Here is a 17,465-nt window from a genome sequence, read left to right on the forward strand (position 1 = left end):
CCTGTCGGGGTCCCTACCGAATAGTTCCAAGAACGTCGTCGAAAACTCGTGCGCAATCCCCTTCATCGGCCAGACTTTGTACGCTAGCCTGACAAAGCGAAGGGGCGGTCACCGGTCTCCCGGCAACCGCCCCCGTTGGTGGGGTCTGCTCGCCCCTCAGACGCGCGGCAACAGCGCGTCGACCAGCGTCATGTCACCGTTTCCTCGAGTCATTATGATCAGGAACACGAGGACCATGACGATGATGACCACTCGCACGTGCCGCCAACGCACAGAGATAGAACAGCGGGTGGTCATCGTCATCTTCATACCCATGTGACTTCACCTCACCTTCCCGCGCGTCGACACCGGCGCCCGGCGATGCGGGTGCGGCGTCGACTCCGCGTCGAAGACAAGTGTTCCCGTCAACCTGCTGCAAAACAATGGCCTTTGCCGCGTCCCCACGCGCCGCGTGAGCCCCAGCTCTGGGGAGTCCAGTCTGCGTCGCACTTCGATTCGCCTGTGGCAAGCGAGTGAGACATACCATTGGAACGAGAACCGAAAATTGAGACCGCTCTCTGCCCATGGCTCCACCTCAGCGGACACCATGGAATGCAAACCGTCTGGCACCGCCATATCGTCAGCGAGATTTCCGTCGGCTTGATGCCCGCCGGCGCACGCCCAGCACCCGATTCGAAGCCGAACGGATAATGAACACCCTCGCGCTCATCGATTAACGCGGTGCAGACCTCAAATCGACGCCTCCTTTGCGTAGGAGACAGCACCTCGAACTCATCTGAATGTGATGCAAGTCACATACACGGGCATGGGTGTCGGGCGCAGGCCTCCTGACCGCCGTCGAACGCCCCCGGCGTGCACCGGAGCGCCCCCGCCTGAGGGGATGACCGTCGGCGCTCCTGCGCCAACCATGGGAGCGGGCCGGGCCGGGACCGGCGCCACGGAGGCGGCAGCCGTCGAGAGCGTGCGGGAGGCAGCAATGGGGCGACGTTGGCTGGTGACGGGGTGTTCCTCGGGACTGGGCAGGGCTCTGGCCGAGGCGGCGGCGCGGGAAGGGCACGACGTGGCGGTCACCGCGCGCGACACCGCCGCCCTGGACGACCTGGCCGCCGCCTGGCCCGGGCGGATCGTCCCCCTCCCGCTGGAACTGCGCGACGCCGCCCAGTGCGAGGAGGCCGTCCGCACCGCCGCCGACCGTCTGGGTGGGGTCGACGTCCTCGTGAACAACGCGGGCGCCGGCCTGTTCGGCGCGGTCGAGGAAGTCTCCGACGCCGAGTTGCGCGACCAGCTGGAGACGCTGGTCGTGGGCCCCTGGCGGCTGGTCCGCCTGGTCCTGCCGCTCATGCGCGCCCAGGGACGCGGGCACATCGTCAACGTCTCCTCCCTGGCGGGCCGGATGGCGTTTCCCGGACTGGGCGCGTACGTCGCCGGGAAGTACGCCCTGGAGGGCATGAGCCAGGCGCTTGCCGCGGAGGTGGGCGGCCAGGGCGTGCGCGTCACCGTAGTGGAGCCCGGCGGTTTCGCGACCCGCTACGGCACGTCGCTCGCGGAGTCGGACCGCCGGCTGCCCGAGTACGCCGCGGTCACCGCCGAAACGCTGAACGCGGTGCGCGGTATGGCGGGCGACCCCGCCACCGGACGGCCCCAGGACTTCGCCGCCCGGATCCTCGCCATCGTCGCCGCCGACGGGCCCACCCCGTTGCGCATCCCGGTGGGCGATGACGCCTACACCTACCTGGAGATGGCCGAGCAGGCCGCCCGCGAGGAACTCGCCGCCGCCCGCGCCTTGGTCGGTGGCCTGTCACCGCTGCCGTCCGCCACGCCGTAGCAGCCGCGCCACGCACCGCCGACACGTGTGGCGGCCCGACCGCGGCCTGACCGCGGCTCGCCCGCCAGTCCCACCATCCGCCGGTCAGCGAACCGTGAGCGTACTTGCGGCCGCACAAGGCCGCCGTACCTCACGTGTGATGAACTGTGGCCGGGTTTCGGGACGTTGATCTCGTCTCGAACAAGGGAGTGGGAGGGGCCGTGGGCCTTGGTAGGGGGACGTGGCCGCGACTGACCGCCGTGGTGCTCGTCATGGCGGTGGCGGCCGGGTGTACGGGGCAGGGTGAAGGCACGGGCGGCGGGAGCGACGAGGACCTGCTGCGGAACCACGACTGGACGCAGATGCCGGGCACCACCCTGCGGAACGACACCCTGCGGGTCAGCGCACTGGATCGGCACATCGTGGAGCAGGACTCCTCCGGCGGCCAGCCCAACCCCCCGCTGAACCTGGCCGGCCCGCATCTCAGATCCGATGGCGACTTCACCGTCACCGCGCGCATGTCCGGTGTGGGTGACGATGGCGGCGACTCATGGCTGCGGCTGTACGGACGTGTACCGGTCATCTACGACGAGTGGCGGCAGGAGCGGCCCTCACTGCGCGTCGGCGTGACTGCTGACGGAGAGGTGACGGTACAGATATGGGACGGCGAGGGCGATGAGCCTGCCACCTCCAAGGAATTCGGCTGCGGCTGCTCGGGGACGGTGACGCTCGCTGTGTCGAGCATCGGTGACACCTTCCGCGTGGAAGCCGACGGGCGGCGGCTGGGAACCGTGCACGACCCGGGCGTGTTCGCCGAGGGCACTGTCTGGTTCGGATTGGAGGCGGACGCAGGCGAAGACGACCGTCGCGAGGGATGGCGTCTGACGCAGCTGACCGCGCGGGCGGAGAGCGGTGACTCGCTCCGCGTGATCAAGGCGCCGCAGCTACGCCAGGAGCAGTCCGACGACTCGTTGCGTGCGCGGGCCGCAGACGTGGGGCGACCGTTCGACGTCGGCACCGCCCTGGCCGAGAACCCGCTGCTCACCGACTCGGGCTACCGGGCGCTCGCGGGAAGCCAGTTCTCCATGCTCACACCGGAGAACGCGTTCAAGCCACAGTTCCTCCACCCACGCCGGGGCGTCTACGACTTCCGCGACGGGGACCTACTCGTACGTTTCGCACGCGCCAACGACATGAAGGTGCACGCACACACCCTCGTCTGGCACGAGGCCCTGCCCACCTGGATGCGGGAGAACGACGACCCCGACGAGGTGCGCCGGACCATGCTCCGGCACATCGCCATGGTCGCCGGGCACTTCAAGGGAAAGGTCGCGGAGTGGGATGTGGTCAACGAGCCCATGTCCGACGACGACAGTAGCTACACCAATGGGGATCTCGGTCTGCGCTCCGAGCAGAGCCCGTGGTTCGAGGCCATGGGCGAGAGGTACATCGACGAGGCGTTCAGGGCCGCCCACCGGGCCGATCCGAAGGCACGGCTATTCCTCAACGAGTACGGGGTCGAGGAGGAAGGCGAGCGGTGGGACGCCCTTTACGCTCTGGTCAAGCGACTCAAGGAACGCGGCGTGCCGATCGACGGCGTGGGTTTCCAGAACCATGAGTACGCACTCGGCGACCGCACCGACCCGGAGACCTTCCGCAGCCATGTACGGGATCTGGCAGAACTCGGGGTTCAGGCGCGGGTGTCGGAGATGGACGTCCCCATAGGCGAAGACGAGGAGGACGGGCAGCAGATCCAGGCTGATGAGATGGCGGGCAAGCTCCGGGTCTGCCTGGAGGAGCCGAACTGCACATCGTTCTCCACCTGGGGGTTCACCGACCGGTACGGTTCCACCGCCGACACCGAGATCTACCCTCCGCGCGCGGCCGATTCCCTGCCGTGGGACGCCGCTTTGCGGCCGAAGCCGGCGTACGAGCGCTTGCTCGAGACCTTGGACGAGACGTGAGAAGGCAAGGTGCGATCTCGGTCTGATGTCGATGGTGATGAGGATGCCGTGCGGCACACCGCCTTCGGCGATAGCGGCGTCACTGCGTCGGCCTGGTTCGCCTCAAGGGGATGCTGCTCCGGTCGCGCAAGCTGGTTCATGCGAGGTCGAAGGCGCGACGGGCGCGTTCCACCTCGGACATGTGTGCCGCAACCCAGTCCAAAAGCACCTCGATCGGCTGCCGCATCGTCTTGCCCAGGGGGGTGATCCGGTACTCGACGGCGACGGGGCGGGAACTGAGGAGCACGCGCTCCACGATGCCGTTGCGCTCGAGTCGGCGCAGCGTTGCGGTGAGCGACTTCTGGGTCACCGCAGGGATCGCACGGCGCAAGTCGTTGAACCGGCAGGGGCGTTCGCAGAGTTCGTTGAGGACGCTCAGCGACCACTTGTCCAGCACTTGGTCGAGGAACTCCCGATGGGGGTGCTCGATTCTGAGCTCGCCGTCGTCGCTGTGCGCAGTAGCCGGCACGATACCTGGTCTCCTTGAAGTGTCCTTCGTCTACCAGGTAGCAAAGGTATACCTAGTTTGGCCGAAGTGAGGAGACCTCCATGTCCGTGCGTCGTTTCACACCCGCAGGCATGATGCAGCCCACCCCGTACGAGCATGTGGCCGTGGGCACGGGAACGCGTCACGTGCATGTCAGTGGCCAGGTTGCCCGGTCGGCAGACGGGATGCCCCTTGCCCCGGGAGACCTCGCCGGACAGGTCGCCCATGCGCTGCGGAACGCCGGGAAGGGACTCGCGGGGGCCGGTGCGTCATTCGATGACGTCCTGAGGCTCACGTTCTACGTCACGGACTGGGCGCCCGAGAAGAGCGGCGCGTTCATGGAAGGGGTGGAGCAGGTGGCGGAAGAGATCGGATTGACGATGCCGCTTCCGCCCTCCTCGCTGATCGGGGTCGACTACCTCTTCGAGCCCGACGTCCTGGTCGAGGTGGAGGCGACAGCGGTCCTCGACTGAGTCGGCCCCTGGCGCCAAAGCGATTCGCACGCGTGGGCCCCCGGTCCTTCGGCGTCTCGAATGTCGGGGAGACGCCACAGTGCCCTGACGCGCCCCTCCCTGCTTCCCGGCCGCTGACCGGCACGCGGATCCTGGACACCATTGCCGGGAAGCGGCAATGCGAGGGTGTGCGCCTGGGATGCACCATGGGCTGCGGGGAGCACCACGGGGAACTCCGGTGCCGGACACTGCCGGTGTCCGGCACCGGAGGCCCGTCACAGCGTGCGCGTCCCAAGCGACCTACGGACGGGTCAGGTCACACGCCGGCCCATCTTCGCCGACTGCCGGTTGTGGCCCTTCGTGTCCCACCACTCCTCCAGATGCGCGCGAACCAAGTGCACCAGTTGTTGCAAGCGGTCAAGGGGAGGGGTGGGCGAGGTGAGCACGTCGGTCCAGGAGCTGTCGGCCCAAGGGAGGGTGACCGCCCAATGCTCCGCGGGGCAGCCCGGGCGTGCAACAGTCAGCTGGAAGATCAGCGTGGCACTGCGGTTGGGGTGGTGCTCGACCTCCAGGCGGACAACGTCGAAGCGCACCCCCTCAGCGGCGACGTACGAACCACTGAGTGCCAGCTCCGCTGGTGTCTGTTCCTCCACGGCCCTGCCCTCCCCAGCCCCTTCTCCTACAGCGCTCCACTAGCGCCTGGCGCTTGAGGCTCAGCACTACCGATACCACCAGCGCCACGGTCCACGCGTCGCCGAACAGGGCCTGACCATCGAGCCGGCGTCGAGCTCCTCCGCTAACACGCCCCGCTGTACACGTGACCCGGTAACAGCTCAGGCTCATCGACGGCATAGCCTCGGCCAGTGATCCGCAGCCGTAGCCAGACTGCGTGCTTCACGTGCCGGCGGTTGCAGCGAAGACCCGCCGTTCTAGTCGGCCGTGAGAGGGGCCCGCGTCTGCAGGCCCCTCTCACTACGTCAGGCCGCGATCAGCTCCTGCGACAACCACTGCGGCAGCAGCAGTTCGCCCGTGTGGACCACCGCGTCGAGGAGGGCTCGGGTGCCCAGCACCAGGTGTTCATCGGCGGTGTGTTCCCGGTTCGAGTGTGAGAAGCCGCCGGTGGAGGGCACGAACAGCATCGCGGTCGGCATCCGTGTCGAGATCACCGAGGCGTCGTGTCCCGCGTACGACAACAGCGGTGCACACCTGGCGGTGTGCCGGCGGCACACCTCCTCCACCACGCCGACGACACGCTGGTCGAAGACCGCCGCGGGCTTGGCGCTGGTGCACTCGATCTGTGCGGTGCACTCCTCCTCAGCGGCCACCAGGACCAGGAAGTCGGTCAGGGCCCGCTCGATCGCGTCCAGTGCCTCCTCCCTGCCTGCCCGGACCTCAAGTTCCACCCGGGCTGCTCCCGGGACCACGTTGGCGGCGGCCGGGTCGAAGGCGATGACGCCGGCGTTGCCGACGGAAGCCGGGTCGGCCTCCTGGCAGATGCTCCTCAACTCGGCCGCGACGCGGGACGCCACGCGGCCGGCGTCCTGCCGCATCTCGAACGGCGTGGTCCCGGCGTGATTGGCCTGCCCACAGGCGGTGACGCTGTAGCGCCGCACACCGACGATGCCGGTCACCGGCGCGAGGTCGAGGCCGGCCCGTTCCATGCGGGGCCCCTGCTCGACGTGCAGCTCGATGTACCCGAACAGGTCTTCGGCGTGCGGGTCACGGGTGAGGGCGGTGGAGCCGGTGAGCCCGCCCTGGCTGCCCTCCCTCACTCCCTCCTCGTCGAACCACGCCACGGACTCGACGTGGTCGGCCATGGGATGGTCGGCCTCATGGAGCGTGCGCAGGACCTCCATGGCCGCGATCACGCCGTATGCACCGTCGAGGTGCCCGGCGGCGGGGACGGTGTCGGAGTGCGAGCCGATGAGCAGCCACGGTCCGGTGGTCGCCGAGCGGCGGGCGAACACGTTGCCGGTTGCGTCGTAGGACGAGTGCAGGCCTGCCACGCGCATGGTCTTGTCGATCCAGTCGCGGGCGGCCATGTCGGCGTCGTTCCCGGCGATGCGGTGGACGGCGCCGTCGGCTCCGGCGCCGATCTGGGCGAGGTGTCTGAGGTCCTTGAGCAGACGTTCGGCGTTGATCTCCGGTATGACGGACATGCGGTTTCCCCCTGGGTGAAGCCGTGTGCGGGTGTCGGTGGGCGGTGGGTCAGCGGCGTGAGGACGACAGGGCGACCCCGGCGATGATCAGACCCATGCAGGCGAACTGGGCCAGGGTCGAGGCCTCGCCGATGGCGAAATGAGCGAGGGCCGCGACGCAGACGGGCTGCAGGTAGTAGACGACGCCTGCGCGAGTTGCGCCGATCATCTCTACCGCCTTGTTCCAGACGAAGAAGGCGAGTGCCGACGACGCGACGCCGATGTAGACGAGGGCGGCGAGGTTGCCGCCGGTGGGAGTGAAGCCGCCTTCCACGTAGAGGGAGACGGCCTGCGCCGGGACCAGCATGACCAGGCCGAACAGCACGGTTGCAGCCAGGAACACCACCGAGGGGATGTCCTTCGGCTTGCGCTTGAGCAGCGCGGAGTACCCGGCGAAGGTGCCCATGGCGGCGATCATCCACAGGTCGCCCACCGCGAAGTCCATGCCGAACAGCACGGCGAGGCTGCCTTTCGCCACCAGTGCCACCACACCCGCCAGGGCGAGCAGCATCCCTGCGGCGCGGACCGGGGAGAGACGCTCTCCACCGAGGGCGGCGAACACGGCGATGAGCACCGGGGAGGCGGCGGCGATCAGGGCCAGATTGGTAGCCGACGTGGTGCGCCCGGCGATGTAGATGAGCGTGTTGAACAGCGTCATGCCCAACAGGCCCACCAGCGCGATGTACCGGGTGTGCTTGCGGATGGCCGCGCGGTGCTCCCACAGGCCTTTGGCGGCGAACGGCGCCAGCGCCAGAAGGGCGATGGCCCAGCGCCAGAATGCGGTCTGCACGGGGGCGATGTCGTCGGACAGGGCGCGGGCGATGACGAAGTTCCCGGACCAGATGAGCGTCGCGGCCCCGGCAAGGAGAGGGCCCAGCCATACGGCGGCCCGCTTGGCGGGACTCACCGGCAGTTCGGAGGTGGTAGGGGCGGTACGTGCCTCCTTGGTGGTGGTTGTCGGCGTACCTTCGGTGGTCTTCGGCGTGCCTTCCAGGGTCTTCGGCTTGTCTTCTGTGGTGATCGGCGTGCCTTCGGTGGTGGTCACCGGGTCGGTGCTCCTTGGGACATCAGGCGGAATGGACGAGTGGGTGGGATGTCGATGCGCGGGACGGCCGGTGGTCAGCTCCACCCGGCACTGTCCGTGGGCGAGGCCAGGGGCCGGGCGATGCCGGCGACCGTGTCGCCGGTGCCCACCGGCTGGCCGCCTCCCGCACCCAGAAACGCGGTAGCGAGGACGGAGGTCGAAGCGGCGAACAGTAGGGCGAATCGGCGGAACACGGGCATACTCCTGCGCGGTCGGGACGGTGTCGGGACGGTCACGTGGTGGGCCGGACCGCGGCGGTGAGCTCCGCGCTGTCCGGTGACTTCCACGGTGCCCGGACGGCGACCCGCCGGGAAGTGGGACAGGCAGGCAGCAACCGTCCCGGCAGGCTCATGCCTGCTCGGCGCGGGCTGCCCACTGGGGCTCCGCGCCCCCGGTCAGGGCAGCCAGCCGTGCCGCTCGGCGAGCACCCCGGCCTCGAACCGCGAGCGCGCCCCCAGCCGCTGCATCAGCGACGACATCATCCGCCGCGCGGTGCGCACCCCGATGCCCAGTTGCTTGGCCGCGGCCTCGTCGGTCATCCCCTGGGCGAGCAGCTTGAGCATGTGCCGCTCCTGTCCGGTCAGTCCCTCCCCGTCGCGGTCCCGGTCGGCCGCGGTGCCGAACGGAGCCGCCTGCTCCCACACCGCTTCGTGCAGGGCGGTCAGGGCGGTGATGACGCACGGACCGGAGACCTGGACGGCTCCCGCGGCGGTGTTGTCCGGGTCGACGGGCAGCAGCGCCGCGGTGCGGTCGAACAGCACCATGCGGATCGGCAGGGCCGCCGTGGTACGCACCTGACCGCCGGAGTCGGTCAGCCACTGCGCGTACCGCAGCGTGTCCTGGTCGTTGCGCACGGAGTCCTGGTAGAGGGTCCGCATCTCCACCCCCCGTCCGAGGAGGGCGGCGTCCAGCGGCTTGGAGGCCTCCAGCTGGGCGAGCGGCTGGGCCCCGCCGGGGTGGAAGGACAGCAGCCGCTCGGTGCAGGAGTGGGTGAGACGCTCCAGGCGGTCCTGGATCCGCTCGATCGAGGGCAGCTCCTCGTAGCCGTATCCGCCGCCGGGTGCGCGTGCCTGTGTCTCCAGGATTTCCAGCGCCGCCGCCCGGCCCGCCGCGAACTCCTCCTGCGCGCGGCGCACTTCCTCCTCACGGCGGGCCAGGAGGATCTGGACGCCGACGTCGAGGCTGACGGGCCGCAGGATCGACGAGTCGGAGAACGTCGGCCGCAGGAGCCTCAGTTCACCCAGCCGGTCCAGGCCCGCGTGGATCTCCGCCTCGGGCAGGCCGAGATGGACGCTCATCTCGGGAACTCCCCAGCCGGGCCGGTCGAGCATCGCGCGGTAGACGGCCTCGGACGTGGTGTCGACACCGAGTGTGGACAGCACGGAAACATCCCCCGTTACTGGTTACTGCGCGCCCGTGCAGAGTCTTTCACGGCAGGCATGTTCGTGCCCAGCCGGATCCTGCCAAGCCCGGCGACTGTCCTGGGGCCCGGGGCGGGGACAGGCTGGCCCTCATGCGTATTCCCGTCGTGACCCTGGCCCACGAATACGGTGCCGTGCCTCCACCGGGGCTGGTCGACATCCTGTGGGCGCAGGCCCGCCCGGCGGACGGCGTCGAGCACATCCGTGTCACCGCGGGCAGGGGACGAGCAGTGATCACGTACTTCCTTCGCGCCGGGGACGACCGGTCGGCCATCGCGGCGGCCAGGCAATTGACGGACCGGGCGATCGCCCAGGCACCGGCCCTGCGGGGGTGGCGCGCCGTCTGAGGTGCCCCCCCTCGTGGCAGGAACTCGCGTCGTCACGCGGCAGGGGTGACCTGCCGCAGCAGCGCCCGTGGCCGCCCACGGCCGACGTGCCGTACCTCCACGCCGTGGAGTGTGTGGACCCGGATCTGCCGGTCGCATTGGCTGTGCGCCCGCTCTGTTCGCCACTGCGGCGCCGCTGTGGGTCACGGGAGTTTCCCTTCCTCAGGTGCCCTCATGTCTGCCGCTGTCGTGCGAAACATCGCCGACGGGACCAATCCGCCGGCCTCACGGAGTCGGATTCCCTGTGTGGTGGACACGGACAGGTGGCTTTGCGCGGACCCAGCGGGGGCACCTGTCCGGGGACCTCGCATCCGGCGCCCCGGCGACCGCCGAAGTCGTGTCGTCACCCAGGCAGGAACGGACAACGGTGCCGGTCGCGACCGGCGCAGGGATGGATGTCGGTGAAGGAACCCGTATTTATCGGCCCGAGCCCGGTGAAGCAGCCGGACCTGGCAGCGCTGGTGGAGTCCGTGGCACGCGGGGACACCGATGCCTTCGGCCGGCTGTACGACGCCGTCGCGGCCTCCGTACTGGGCGTGGCCCGAGCAGTGCTGCGTGACGCGGCGCAGTCCGAGGAGGTCGCCCAGGAGGTGCTGGTGGAGGTCTGGCGCACCGCGCCCCGCTACCGGCCCGACCGCGGTACGGCCCTGAACTGGATCCTCACCCTCGCCCACCGGCGTGCCATCGACCGGGTCCGCTCGGTGGAGGCGGCCGCGGCCCGGGACCACAAGGCCGCGCTGCTGGACCGGCTGCCGGAGTACGACGAGGTGAGCGAGCAGGTCGAGAACCGCCTGGAACGCGAACAGGTCCGCCGGTGCCTGCGCACGCTCACCGAGCTGCAGCGTCAGTCCGTCACCCTGGCCTACTACCGCGGGCTGACCTACCGCGAGGTGGCCGCCCAGTTGTCCCTGCCCCTGGGGACGGTCAAGACCCGCCTGCGTGACGGACTGATCCGCTTGCGCGATTGCCTCGGAGTGAGCGCATGACGACCGACACGGATCTGCACACCCTGACCGGGGCCTACGCCCTGCACGCCCTGTCCGACGACGAACGCGCACTGTTCGAACGGCACTTGAACGCGTGCCCGTCCTGCGCGGACGAGATCACCGAGTTCACGGCCACCGCGGCGAAACTGGCGGCCGCCGTCGCCGTCAGGCCCGACCCCGCCATGAAGCGGCAGGTCCAGCAACGTGTGACCACGGTGCGGCAGGTGGCCCCGCACGTCCCGCGCACGCCGTCGGCCGCGCGGCTGCGCCGGCGTCTTTCCCCGCTCGTGCTCGCCGCCTGCCTGGCCGCGGCAGCCGCCCTGGGAGGAGTGGCCGTGTGGGAGCACGACCGGGCCGAGGACGCCGTGGCGCAGGAAGAGCAGGCCCGTCGGCAGGCGGACGAGCTGGCCACCGTGCTGGGGGCTGCCGACGCGGTGTCGCGTCGCGTCCCGCTGCAGGGGGGTGCGAGCGCAGCCCTGGTCGTCTCCCGCGCGCACGACAAGGCCGTTCTGGTGGCGGCCGACATGGCGGCGCCGCCCGACGGCAAGGTCTACCAGCTCTGGTACGACCAGGGCGGCACGATGCGTCCGGCAGGGCTGATGGACAGCGACCGCACCCGTCAGGCCGTGACCCTGTCCGGATCGGCCAATGCGGCCTCCGCCGTGGGCATCACGGTCGAACCCGCCGGAGGGTCACCTCGCCCCACCTCGGCACCGGTGGCGGTGGTGGACCTGCCGGTGTGACGGGCGCGTCCGGACATCCGGACCGATCGATGAAGGCGGGTGGCTGAACGCAGTTCTGCTGCGTGTTCCGTTGCTCGCCGGGCCCCGGTGGTCAGCAGGTCTGCTGACCACCGGGGCTTTCTTCGCGCACTCTCGCCCTTTTCGACAGGGTGACCGAATCGCATTGCCCCCTTCGAGTGGACGGCCCGCCTGCGGCAATCCGCTCTTCCCCGGCGAGCGAATTACGCGTGACCGCCGCAGAGCGCGGCGCCCGGGCGGAATTGCGCTGCGCCCGGGAACGCGAAACAAGGAGAACAACCATGAAGATCCGTGCGATCCGGAACGCCGGTCTCGTCGCCACTGCCGGTGCGTTGGCGCTGGGTGCGGCCGGGGCCGCCTCCGCGGACAGCGGCGCCCAGGGCGTGGCCGCCGGCTCCCCCGGCGTGGCCTCCGGGAACGTCGTGCAGGTGCCGGTCCACATTCCGGTGAACCTCTGCGGCAACACGGTCGATGTCGTCGGCCTGCTCAACCCCGCCTTCGGCAACACATGCGCCAATGTCAGCGGCCACGGCTGGACGGGTCGGGGCTGACCGGAAGACCGGAACATCCGAAGCCGCGAGCGCCGCGGATTGGTCCGGGAAGAAAGTCGATCGATTTGATTTCCGGGCCAATCCGGCCGCCGTCCGGCAGCGGATTACCCACGTGAGCGAAGAAGAGAAGAGGCCGCGAACTCCCGTGCAGCGACTGCGCCTTGTGCTCGGTGCGCTGAGCGGATTGCTGGCCGGATTCGCCGCACTGACCGTGGCCGAACTGGTGGCGGCAGGGGTGCGGCCACAGGCCGGTCCGGTCGTGGCGGTCGGCGGTGCGGTCGTCGACCGCACCCCGGCCGCGGTGAAGGACTGGGCGATCCGCACGTTCGGTGCGGACGACAAACTGGTGCTCCAGGCCGGCATCCTGGCCGTCCTGGTGGTCCTCGCCCTGGCTCTCGGTGTTCTCGGGCTGCGCCATCGGCGCCTGGGAGCGGCCGGAGTGCTGGTCCTCGGTGCCGTCGGCTCCGCGGCGGCCCTGGGGCGACCGGACTCCGAGGGTGTCGCGGACGCGCTTCCCTCCCTGGTGGGGGCGGTGGTCGCGGCCGGTCTCCTGTACCTCCTCACGGGCCGGATCAGCACAGCAGGCCGCTCCCCCGACGGATCGGACCGGCACCCGGCCGCGAGCGGAGAGGAAGGCTGGGACCGACGTGGTTTCGTCATCGCGGCCACGGCCGCTGCCGCCGCCTCGGCGGGAGCGGGTGTACTGGGCCGGTCCCTGAACGACTCCGCCGGCAGGGGCGCGGTCGCCTCCCGGAACAGCCTTGTCCTCCCGGCCGCGGGCTCGCCCGCTCCCCCGACACCCCGGGGGGCCCGGGTCCGGGTGGCGGGTGTCAGTCCGTTCGTGACCCCGACCGAGGACTTCTACCGGGTGGACACCGCCCTGGTCGTGCCCAAGGTCGACGCCAGGAGCTGGCGGTTGCGCATCCACGGCACCGGGGTGCGTCGTCCGCTCACCCTCTCCCTCGACGATCTGCTCGCACGTGAGCTGATCGAACGTCACATCACGCTCACCTGTGTGTCCAACGAGGTCGGCGGCCCGTACGTGGGCACCGCCCGCTGGATCGGCGTCCGGCTGGCGGACCTCCTGGCGGAATGCGGTGTCGTGCCGCCGTCGAAGGGGGGCCGTGCCGACCAGCTCGTGGCCCGCTCGGTGGACGGCATGACCATCGGCAGCCCGGTCGAGGACGTCATGGACGGCCGCGACGCGATGCTCGCCCTCGGCATGAACGGTGCCCCGCTGCCCTTCGAGCACGGCTTCCCGGTCCGCATGCTCGTACCGGGTCTGTACGGATACGTGTCGGCCTGCAAATGGATCGAGGACATCGAACTGACCACGTTCGACGCCTACGACGCCTACTGGGTCAGGCGCGACTGGGCCCGCGAGGCACCCGTCAAGACCCAGTCGCGGATCGACACACCGAAACCGTTCGCCCGTCCGAAGACCGGGACCGTGATGGTGGCCGGGGTCGCCTGGGCCCAGTCCCGCGGCATCGACCGGGTCGAGCTCCGGGTGGACGACGGTCCCTGGCAGGAGGCCACGCTGGCCGCCGAGGACACCCGGGACACCTGGCGCCAGTGGTCTTTCCCCTGGAAGGCGACCAAGGGCTCGCACACCCTCACCGTCCGCGCCACCGACCGCACCGGTCAGGTGCAGACCGCGCACCGCACGCGCACGGCTCCCGACGGTGCCAGTGGCCGGCACTCGGTCGCGGTGACCGTCGAGTGACCCCCCGAACCATTCCCTTTTCCCCTACACCCGACAGCGGCCGACGGCCGCTCGATCAACAGGAGAACCCCATGAACACCCGTGTCCGCCGCATCGCCACCGCCGTCGCAGCCGCGGCCGTCCTCCCCCTCGCGCTGAGCGCCTGCTCCGACGACGGCGGCAGCTCGTCGAAGGCCGACTCCGACACCAAGGCATCGGCGTCCGCTCCCGCCTCCGACGACGCCATGGCGGGCTCCAGCCCGTCCGCCGCCGACGAGCCCTTCGGCCCCGCCTGCGCCTCCGTGCCCAAGGACGGTGCCGGCTCCTTCGACGGCATGGCCAAGGACCCCGTGGCCACGGCCGCTTCCAACAACCCGGCGCTGTCCACCCTGGTCACCGCGGTGAAGAAGGCGGGCCTGGTCGACACCCTCAACAACGCGGAGAACATCACCGTCTTCGCACCCACCAACGACGCCTTCGCCAAGATCCCGAAGGCGGACCTGGACAAGGTGCTCAACGACAAGGAGCAGCTGACCAAGGTCCTCACCTACCACGTCGTGGGCCGGAAGCTCGCCCCGAAGGACCTGGAGAACGGCTCCTTCGACACCCTGGCGAAGTCCAAGCTGACGACGTCCGGGTCCGGCGAGTCGTTCATGGTCAACGACTCGGCCAAGGTGGTCTGCGGCAACGTGAAGACCGCCAACGCCAACGTCTACATCATCGACACCGTGCTGATGCCGCAGAGCTGACGGCCCCTCCCCCACTTGCCGGCCGGGCTTCGCGCGAGCGCGCCCGGCCGGCAGGCACTCACGCCCGGAGACCGGTTCCCGAGGTGGAGGGGACACCCTCAACCAGCGTGGTGGATCACCAGCTTGAACTCGGCGAGCAGGAGCAGCCTCGCCTTGGCGTCGTCGTGCGTGACGCGCAGTGCCAGCGGCGTACGAGGGTCCACGTTGATGGCCCAGTGCTTCGCGAAGAACTGCCGGCCCGGACTCGGCACGCGGTGCTCGGTCGCTGTGGTGTCGTCGGGACGCGGCGTCAGACCGAGCGGGTCCCGCACGAACTGGTCACGCAGCTCCTCGTAGCCGCCCTTACGGCTGCGCGCCTCCCACTGCAGGAGCGCATACAGCTGCCCGAGGCCGGCCTTGGACGGCCAGATCAGCCCGCTGCGGTCGTCCGTCGCCCAGTTCGACACCACGTAGCCGTCGGGTTGCACGGCCTGGTGCATCTCCCACCTGTCCGTGGACTCGCCCGCCCCGAACGGGAACCGCACCACCTTGTAAGCCGACCCGGGCGCGATCAACTGGGGCGTGTCCACCTTCAACGAGCAGAACTCGACGCCGGGCATGGTGGAGCCGCTTGTTCCGGACATGGGTCACGTCTGCCCACTCGTGCCGTCCGCCATGCGGTGCGCGTTTCCCTCTGACGTCATTTCGGGCGTAGCAAAGCCCTCTCCTACTTGTTGCGGGCTCTGGACACCAGGAACGCCACGCCGACGACGACCACCAAGGCGACAGCGATGAGCCAGAAGGCCGGAGTGCCCTCTCCGGCACCCTTGGCCAGGAACTGACCATGAAGCATGTAACCCCCTCCTGCCCGTAGTTGCTCCGTCGGCGCCTCGTCGAGGACACCGCTGCGGCCCTGTACCCGTTCGGGCGACGGACATGTTCGGACCGGTGGACGAGGTCTCGCCGAAGTCACTGCGGCGAGAGTCCCGTGCGTTTCGCCGACCTGTCACACCGCTGCCAACAGGTGAGCTGTGCGGTATAGCGCCCGACTGCTCCTGAGGGTGGCGCTGCTCCGCGTCACGGTCGGGCCGTGTTCTCCACGGACGCCCGCCCGCCCCCCGGTTGCCTTCACTCCCGCATCCCCCCTGCTCGTCCCCGGTTTCCCGGTCACCGGGCCGGTGGGCAACAGGAAACCCGTCGCCGCCCGGCCCGGGGCGGCGCAACTCTGGATCCGTCAGCCGGCCGCGGTGAAGGGAGGCGGAGTCCATGCGACGGGCACTGATGTCGGTCTGCGCGGTTGTGGCAGCCACCGCGGTTGTCACGACCGGGTGCACCGGCGGTGACGGCGATGACGGCCGTACAGGGGGCCCGCGTTCACGGCCCGCGGCGCTGACCTGGCAACAGGAGCTGCGCGTCGCCGATGCGCAGCAGCGTCTGGTCAAGCAGTGCATGAACCGCCGGGGCTTCACCTTCTGGGAGGACCGCGGTCTGACGCTCGACGAGAGCCGGCCGGTGCGCTTCGTGCAGGACGACGTGGCGTGGGCCCGCACCCACGGGTACGGGGGCCGGATCGAGGCGAAGGGCCAGGCCCTCCACGCACGTAATCCCGTCGCCGCCTACCGGCAGGGTCTGCCGGCCGATCGGCGGGCGGCTTTCGACGCGGCGCTGGACGGCGGCGCGGACGCCCGCGTGCTCACGGTGGCCCTGCCCGGCGGCGGGAAGATCCGCAAGCGTCTGGGCGGCTGCATGGAGGAGGCCGAGCGCACGCTCTACGGCGACCCGGCCGCCTGGTTCCGCGCCGGGAAGGTCGTCACGGGTCTCAACGCCCTCTACGGGGACCGGCTCATGAGGGACCGCCGGCTCAGCTCCACGGTCAGGGCGTGGTCGCGGTGCATGCAGCGGGCGGGACTGACCTACGAGGATCCGCGGGCCGCTCGCGACGCCGTCCGCGGCAACGCCGGCCGGCTGGAACCGGCCCGTTCCGATGAGGCGTTCGCCGCCGAGCGGAGGGTCGCCGTCGCGGACGCCGTCTGCGCCCGGCAGACCTCCCTGCGCGCCGTGGCCTCAGCCCGCGAGACGTACTACCTGGAACGCCTGCGTGACCGGTACGGCCAGGAGATCGACACCTACCGGCACCTCGGTCAGCGGGCCTACGACCGGGCGGTGCGGATCGTTCCGGAGCGCCGCTGACCACGCGCTCCGGGGCCCGACACCGCTCACCGGTGTGGCGCGCCGGGCCGACGGCCCGGCACACCGCACCCGCACCTCCGCACGACCGGCACCACACCGACAGTGACAGGAAACGAGGGAAACAGCATGCGCAAGATCAGCGTCACCGCAGCGGTCCTGGGGCTCGCCGCCCTGGGCCTGGCCGTGCCCGCCACCGCCCAGGCGGCGGAGAGCGCCGTTCCCGGCCCCGGCTGCAACAGCAAGTGGGGACCGCGCAACGGCTACATGTACGCCTGGCAGGACCTGGACTGCGGGGGCACCCTGTTGATCAGCACGGCGGGCAACAGCAGCAACTGGGGTCCCGGCTCCAACGACAAGGCGACCTCCGTCATGAACCGCGGCTACACGGGCGGCCTGGACCACGTGGCCTTCTACGAGAACGACAACTACGGTGGCGGCCACGCGTGTCTCGCGCCGGGCGAGCTGTACGCCGACAACCTGACCGACAACCGGTTCACCAACGGCGTCATCGTGAACGACAACATCACCTCGCACCGCTGGGTGGCCAGGAGCGCCTGCGGGGCCTTCCTGACCTGATCCGCCGTCGACGGCGAACGGGCGGCCCGTGCTCCCTGCGGGCCGCCCCACCGACCCGACTCGGCGCAGCAAGCCGCGCAGAACGTCCGGAACCGCCCCACAGGTTCCGGACGTTCGCCTTTTCGCCACACCG

The 17,465-nt window shown here is 70.0% G+C and carries 19 protein-coding genes; 11 read left to right on the forward strand and 8 right to left on the reverse strand.

All coding sequences use genetic code 11. The features are described from left to right. Positions 1–156 precede the first annotated feature (156 nt). A complete protein-coding gene (locus tag ACH4C6_RS28985; RefSeq protein ID WP_398111574.1) occupies positions 157–315 on the reverse strand; it encodes a hypothetical protein in 159 nt (52 codons plus the stop codon). Positions 316–976: 661 nt separating this feature from the next. Here ACH4C6_RS28985 and ACH4C6_RS28990 point away from each other — a divergent pair. Both ACH4C6_RS28990 and ACH4C6_RS28995 read left to right on the forward strand, forming a co-directional pair. Beyond that, positions 977–1,825, forward strand: coding sequence for an SDR family NAD(P)-dependent oxidoreductase (locus ACH4C6_RS28990; RefSeq protein WP_398111575.1), 849 nt, complete (start codon positions 977–979; stop codon positions 1,823–1,825). Positions 1,826–2,025: 200 nt separating this feature from the next. Further along, a complete protein-coding gene (locus tag ACH4C6_RS28995; protein WP_398111725.1) occupies positions 2,026–3,768 on the forward strand; it encodes an endo-1,4-beta-xylanase in 1,743 nt (580 codons plus the stop codon). A 136-nt stretch (positions 3,769–3,904) separates the two neighbouring features. On the opposite strand, the gene ACH4C6_RS29000 is transcribed toward ACH4C6_RS28995, so the two are convergent. After that, positions 3,905–4,276: a winged helix-turn-helix transcriptional regulator gene (locus ACH4C6_RS29000; RefSeq protein WP_398111576.1), complete on the reverse strand. Its 372-nt coding sequence runs from the start codon at positions 4,274–4,276 to the stop codon at positions 3,905–3,907. Between the two features lie 80 nt (positions 4,277–4,356). Here ACH4C6_RS29000 and ACH4C6_RS29005 point away from each other — a divergent pair, with 80 nt between their 5' ends. Next, entirely contained in the window at positions 4,357–4,767 is a 411-nt protein-coding gene (locus ACH4C6_RS29005) for a RidA family protein (protein ID WP_398111577.1), read from the forward strand. A 290-nt stretch (positions 4,768–5,057) separates the two neighbouring features. Here the strand turns inward: ACH4C6_RS29005 and ACH4C6_RS29010 are convergent, their stop codons facing one another. The 4 genes from ACH4C6_RS29010 to ACH4C6_RS29025 form a co-directional block, all read right to left on the reverse strand. After that, positions 5,058–5,399 carry a hypothetical protein gene (locus tag ACH4C6_RS29010; protein WP_398111578.1) on the reverse strand — a complete coding sequence of 114 codons (342 nt, stop codon included), beginning with the start codon at positions 5,397–5,399 and terminating at the stop codon, positions 5,058–5,060. Positions 5,400–5,723: 324 nt separating this feature from the next. Continuing rightward, positions 5,724–6,905 carry a M20/M25/M40 family metallo-hydrolase gene (locus ACH4C6_RS29015; RefSeq protein WP_398111579.1) on the reverse strand — a complete coding sequence of 394 codons (1,182 nt, stop codon included), beginning with the start codon at positions 6,903–6,905 and terminating at the stop codon, positions 5,724–5,726. Between the two features lie 49 nt (positions 6,906–6,954). Continuing rightward, positions 6,955–7,938 (reverse strand): DMT family transporter, encoded by a 984-nt coding sequence (locus ACH4C6_RS29020; protein ID WP_398111726.1) that lies wholly within the window; start codon positions 7,936–7,938, stop codon positions 6,955–6,957. A 485-nt stretch (positions 7,939–8,423) separates the two neighbouring features. Beyond that, on the reverse strand, positions 8,424–9,410 hold the full coding sequence (locus ACH4C6_RS29025; RefSeq protein WP_398111580.1) for a LuxR C-terminal-related transcriptional regulator: 987 nt from the start codon (positions 9,408–9,410) through the stop codon (positions 8,424–8,426). Between the two features lie 131 nt (positions 9,411–9,541). Between ACH4C6_RS29025 and ACH4C6_RS29030 the strand changes: the two genes are divergently transcribed. From ACH4C6_RS29030 to ACH4C6_RS29055, 6 genes are all read left to right on the forward strand, one after another. Continuing rightward, positions 9,542–9,796: a hypothetical protein gene (locus ACH4C6_RS29030; RefSeq protein WP_398111581.1), complete on the forward strand. Its 255-nt coding sequence runs from the start codon at positions 9,542–9,544 to the stop codon at positions 9,794–9,796. A gap of 440 nt (positions 9,797–10,236) precedes the next feature. Then, on the forward strand, positions 10,237–10,821 hold the full coding sequence (gene sigK / locus ACH4C6_RS29035; RefSeq protein ID WP_398111727.1) for an ECF RNA polymerase sigma factor SigK: 585 nt from the start codon (positions 10,237–10,239) through the stop codon (positions 10,819–10,821). Next, positions 10,818–11,564 carry an anti-sigma factor domain-containing protein gene (locus ACH4C6_RS29040; RefSeq protein ID WP_398111582.1) on the forward strand — a complete coding sequence of 249 codons (747 nt, stop codon included), beginning with the start codon at positions 10,818–10,820 and terminating at the stop codon, positions 11,562–11,564. The genes sigK and ACH4C6_RS29040 overlap by 4 nt, the downstream gene beginning before the upstream one ends. A 299-nt stretch (positions 11,565–11,863) precedes the next feature. Next, positions 11,864–12,133: a chaplin gene (locus tag ACH4C6_RS29045; RefSeq protein ID WP_398111583.1), complete on the forward strand. Its 270-nt coding sequence runs from the start codon at positions 11,864–11,866 to the stop codon at positions 12,131–12,133. Positions 12,134–12,245: 112 nt separating this feature from the next. Then, positions 12,246–13,859, forward strand: coding sequence for a molybdopterin-dependent oxidoreductase (locus ACH4C6_RS29050; protein ID WP_398111584.1), 1,614 nt, complete (start codon positions 12,246–12,248; stop codon positions 13,857–13,859). Between the two features lie 71 nt (positions 13,860–13,930). Continuing rightward, positions 13,931–14,587 (forward strand): fasciclin domain-containing protein, encoded by a 657-nt coding sequence (locus ACH4C6_RS29055; protein ID WP_398111585.1) that lies wholly within the window; start codon positions 13,931–13,933, stop codon positions 14,585–14,587. A gap of 98 nt (positions 14,588–14,685) precedes the next feature. On the opposite strand, the gene ACH4C6_RS29060 is transcribed toward ACH4C6_RS29055, so the two are convergent. Together ACH4C6_RS29060 and ACH4C6_RS29065 are read right to left on the reverse strand one after the other, a co-directional pair. Further along, on the reverse strand, positions 14,686–15,210 hold the full coding sequence (locus ACH4C6_RS29060) for a hypothetical protein (RefSeq protein ID WP_398111586.1): 525 nt from the start codon (positions 15,208–15,210) through the stop codon (positions 14,686–14,688). An 83-nt stretch (positions 15,211–15,293) separates the two neighbouring features. After that, positions 15,294–15,419, reverse strand: a complete 126-nt coding sequence (locus ACH4C6_RS29065; protein ID WP_398111587.1) for a hypothetical protein — start codon at positions 15,417–15,419, stop codon at positions 15,294–15,296. 413 nt (positions 15,420–15,832) lie between these two features. Here ACH4C6_RS29065 and ACH4C6_RS29070 point away from each other — a divergent pair, with 413 nt between their 5' ends. Both ACH4C6_RS29070 and ACH4C6_RS29075 read left to right on the forward strand, forming a co-directional pair. After that, complete coding sequence (locus ACH4C6_RS29070; protein WP_398111588.1) at positions 15,833–16,756, forward strand: hypothetical protein; 924 nt, start codon at positions 15,833–15,835, stop codon at positions 16,754–16,756. Positions 16,757–16,882: 126 nt separating this feature from the next. Continuing rightward, positions 16,883–17,332 carry a peptidase inhibitor family I36 protein gene (locus ACH4C6_RS29075; RefSeq protein ID WP_398111589.1) on the forward strand — a complete coding sequence of 150 codons (450 nt, stop codon included), beginning with the start codon at positions 16,883–16,885 and terminating at the stop codon, positions 17,330–17,332. Positions 17,333–17,465: the final 133 nt, after the last annotated feature.

The sequence above is a fragment of the Streptomyces sp. NPDC017943 genome, assembly GCF_044328425.1.
GTDB classification, from domain to species: Bacteria; Actinomycetota; Actinomycetes; order Streptomycetales; family Streptomycetaceae; genus Streptomyces; species Streptomyces djakartensis_A.

Bases quoted from the DNA above. Each gene is read 5' to 3' on its own strand.
- ACH4C6_RS28985 (WP_398111574.1), bottom strand. From the start codon at position 315: ATGGGTATGAAGATGACGATGACCACCCGCTGTTCTATCTCTGTGCGT.
- ACH4C6_RS28990 (WP_398111575.1), top strand. From the start codon at position 977: ATGGGGCGACGTTGGCTGGTGACGGGGTGTTCCTCGGGACTGGGCAGG.
- ACH4C6_RS29005 (WP_398111577.1), top strand. From the start codon at position 4,357: ATGTCCGTGCGTCGTTTCACACCCGCAGGCATGATGCAGCCCACCCCG.
- ACH4C6_RS29015 (WP_398111579.1), bottom strand. From the start codon at position 6,905: ATGTCCGTCATACCGGAGATCAACGCCGAACGTCTGCTCAAGGACCTC.
- ACH4C6_RS29030 (WP_398111581.1), top strand. From the start codon at position 9,542: ATGCGTATTCCCGTCGTGACCCTGGCCCACGAATACGGTGCCGTGCCT.
- ACH4C6_RS29040 (WP_398111582.1), top strand. From the start codon at position 10,818: ATGACGACCGACACGGATCTGCACACCCTGACCGGGGCCTACGCCCTG.
- ACH4C6_RS29045 (WP_398111583.1), top strand. From the start codon at position 11,864: ATGAAGATCCGTGCGATCCGGAACGCCGGTCTCGTCGCCACTGCCGGT.
- ACH4C6_RS29055 (WP_398111585.1), top strand. From the start codon at position 13,931: ATGAACACCCGTGTCCGCCGCATCGCCACCGCCGTCGCAGCCGCGGCC.
- ACH4C6_RS29060 (WP_398111586.1), bottom strand. From the start codon at position 15,210: ATGTCCGGAACAAGCGGCTCCACCATGCCCGGCGTCGAGTTCTGCTCG.
- ACH4C6_RS29065 (WP_398111587.1), bottom strand. From the start codon at position 15,419: ATGCTTCATGGTCAGTTCCTGGCCAAGGGTGCCGGAGAGGGCACTCCG.
- ACH4C6_RS29070 (WP_398111588.1), top strand. From the start codon at position 15,833: ATGCGACGGGCACTGATGTCGGTCTGCGCGGTTGTGGCAGCCACCGCG.
- ACH4C6_RS29075 (WP_398111589.1), top strand. From the start codon at position 16,883: ATGCGCAAGATCAGCGTCACCGCAGCGGTCCTGGGGCTCGCCGCCCTG.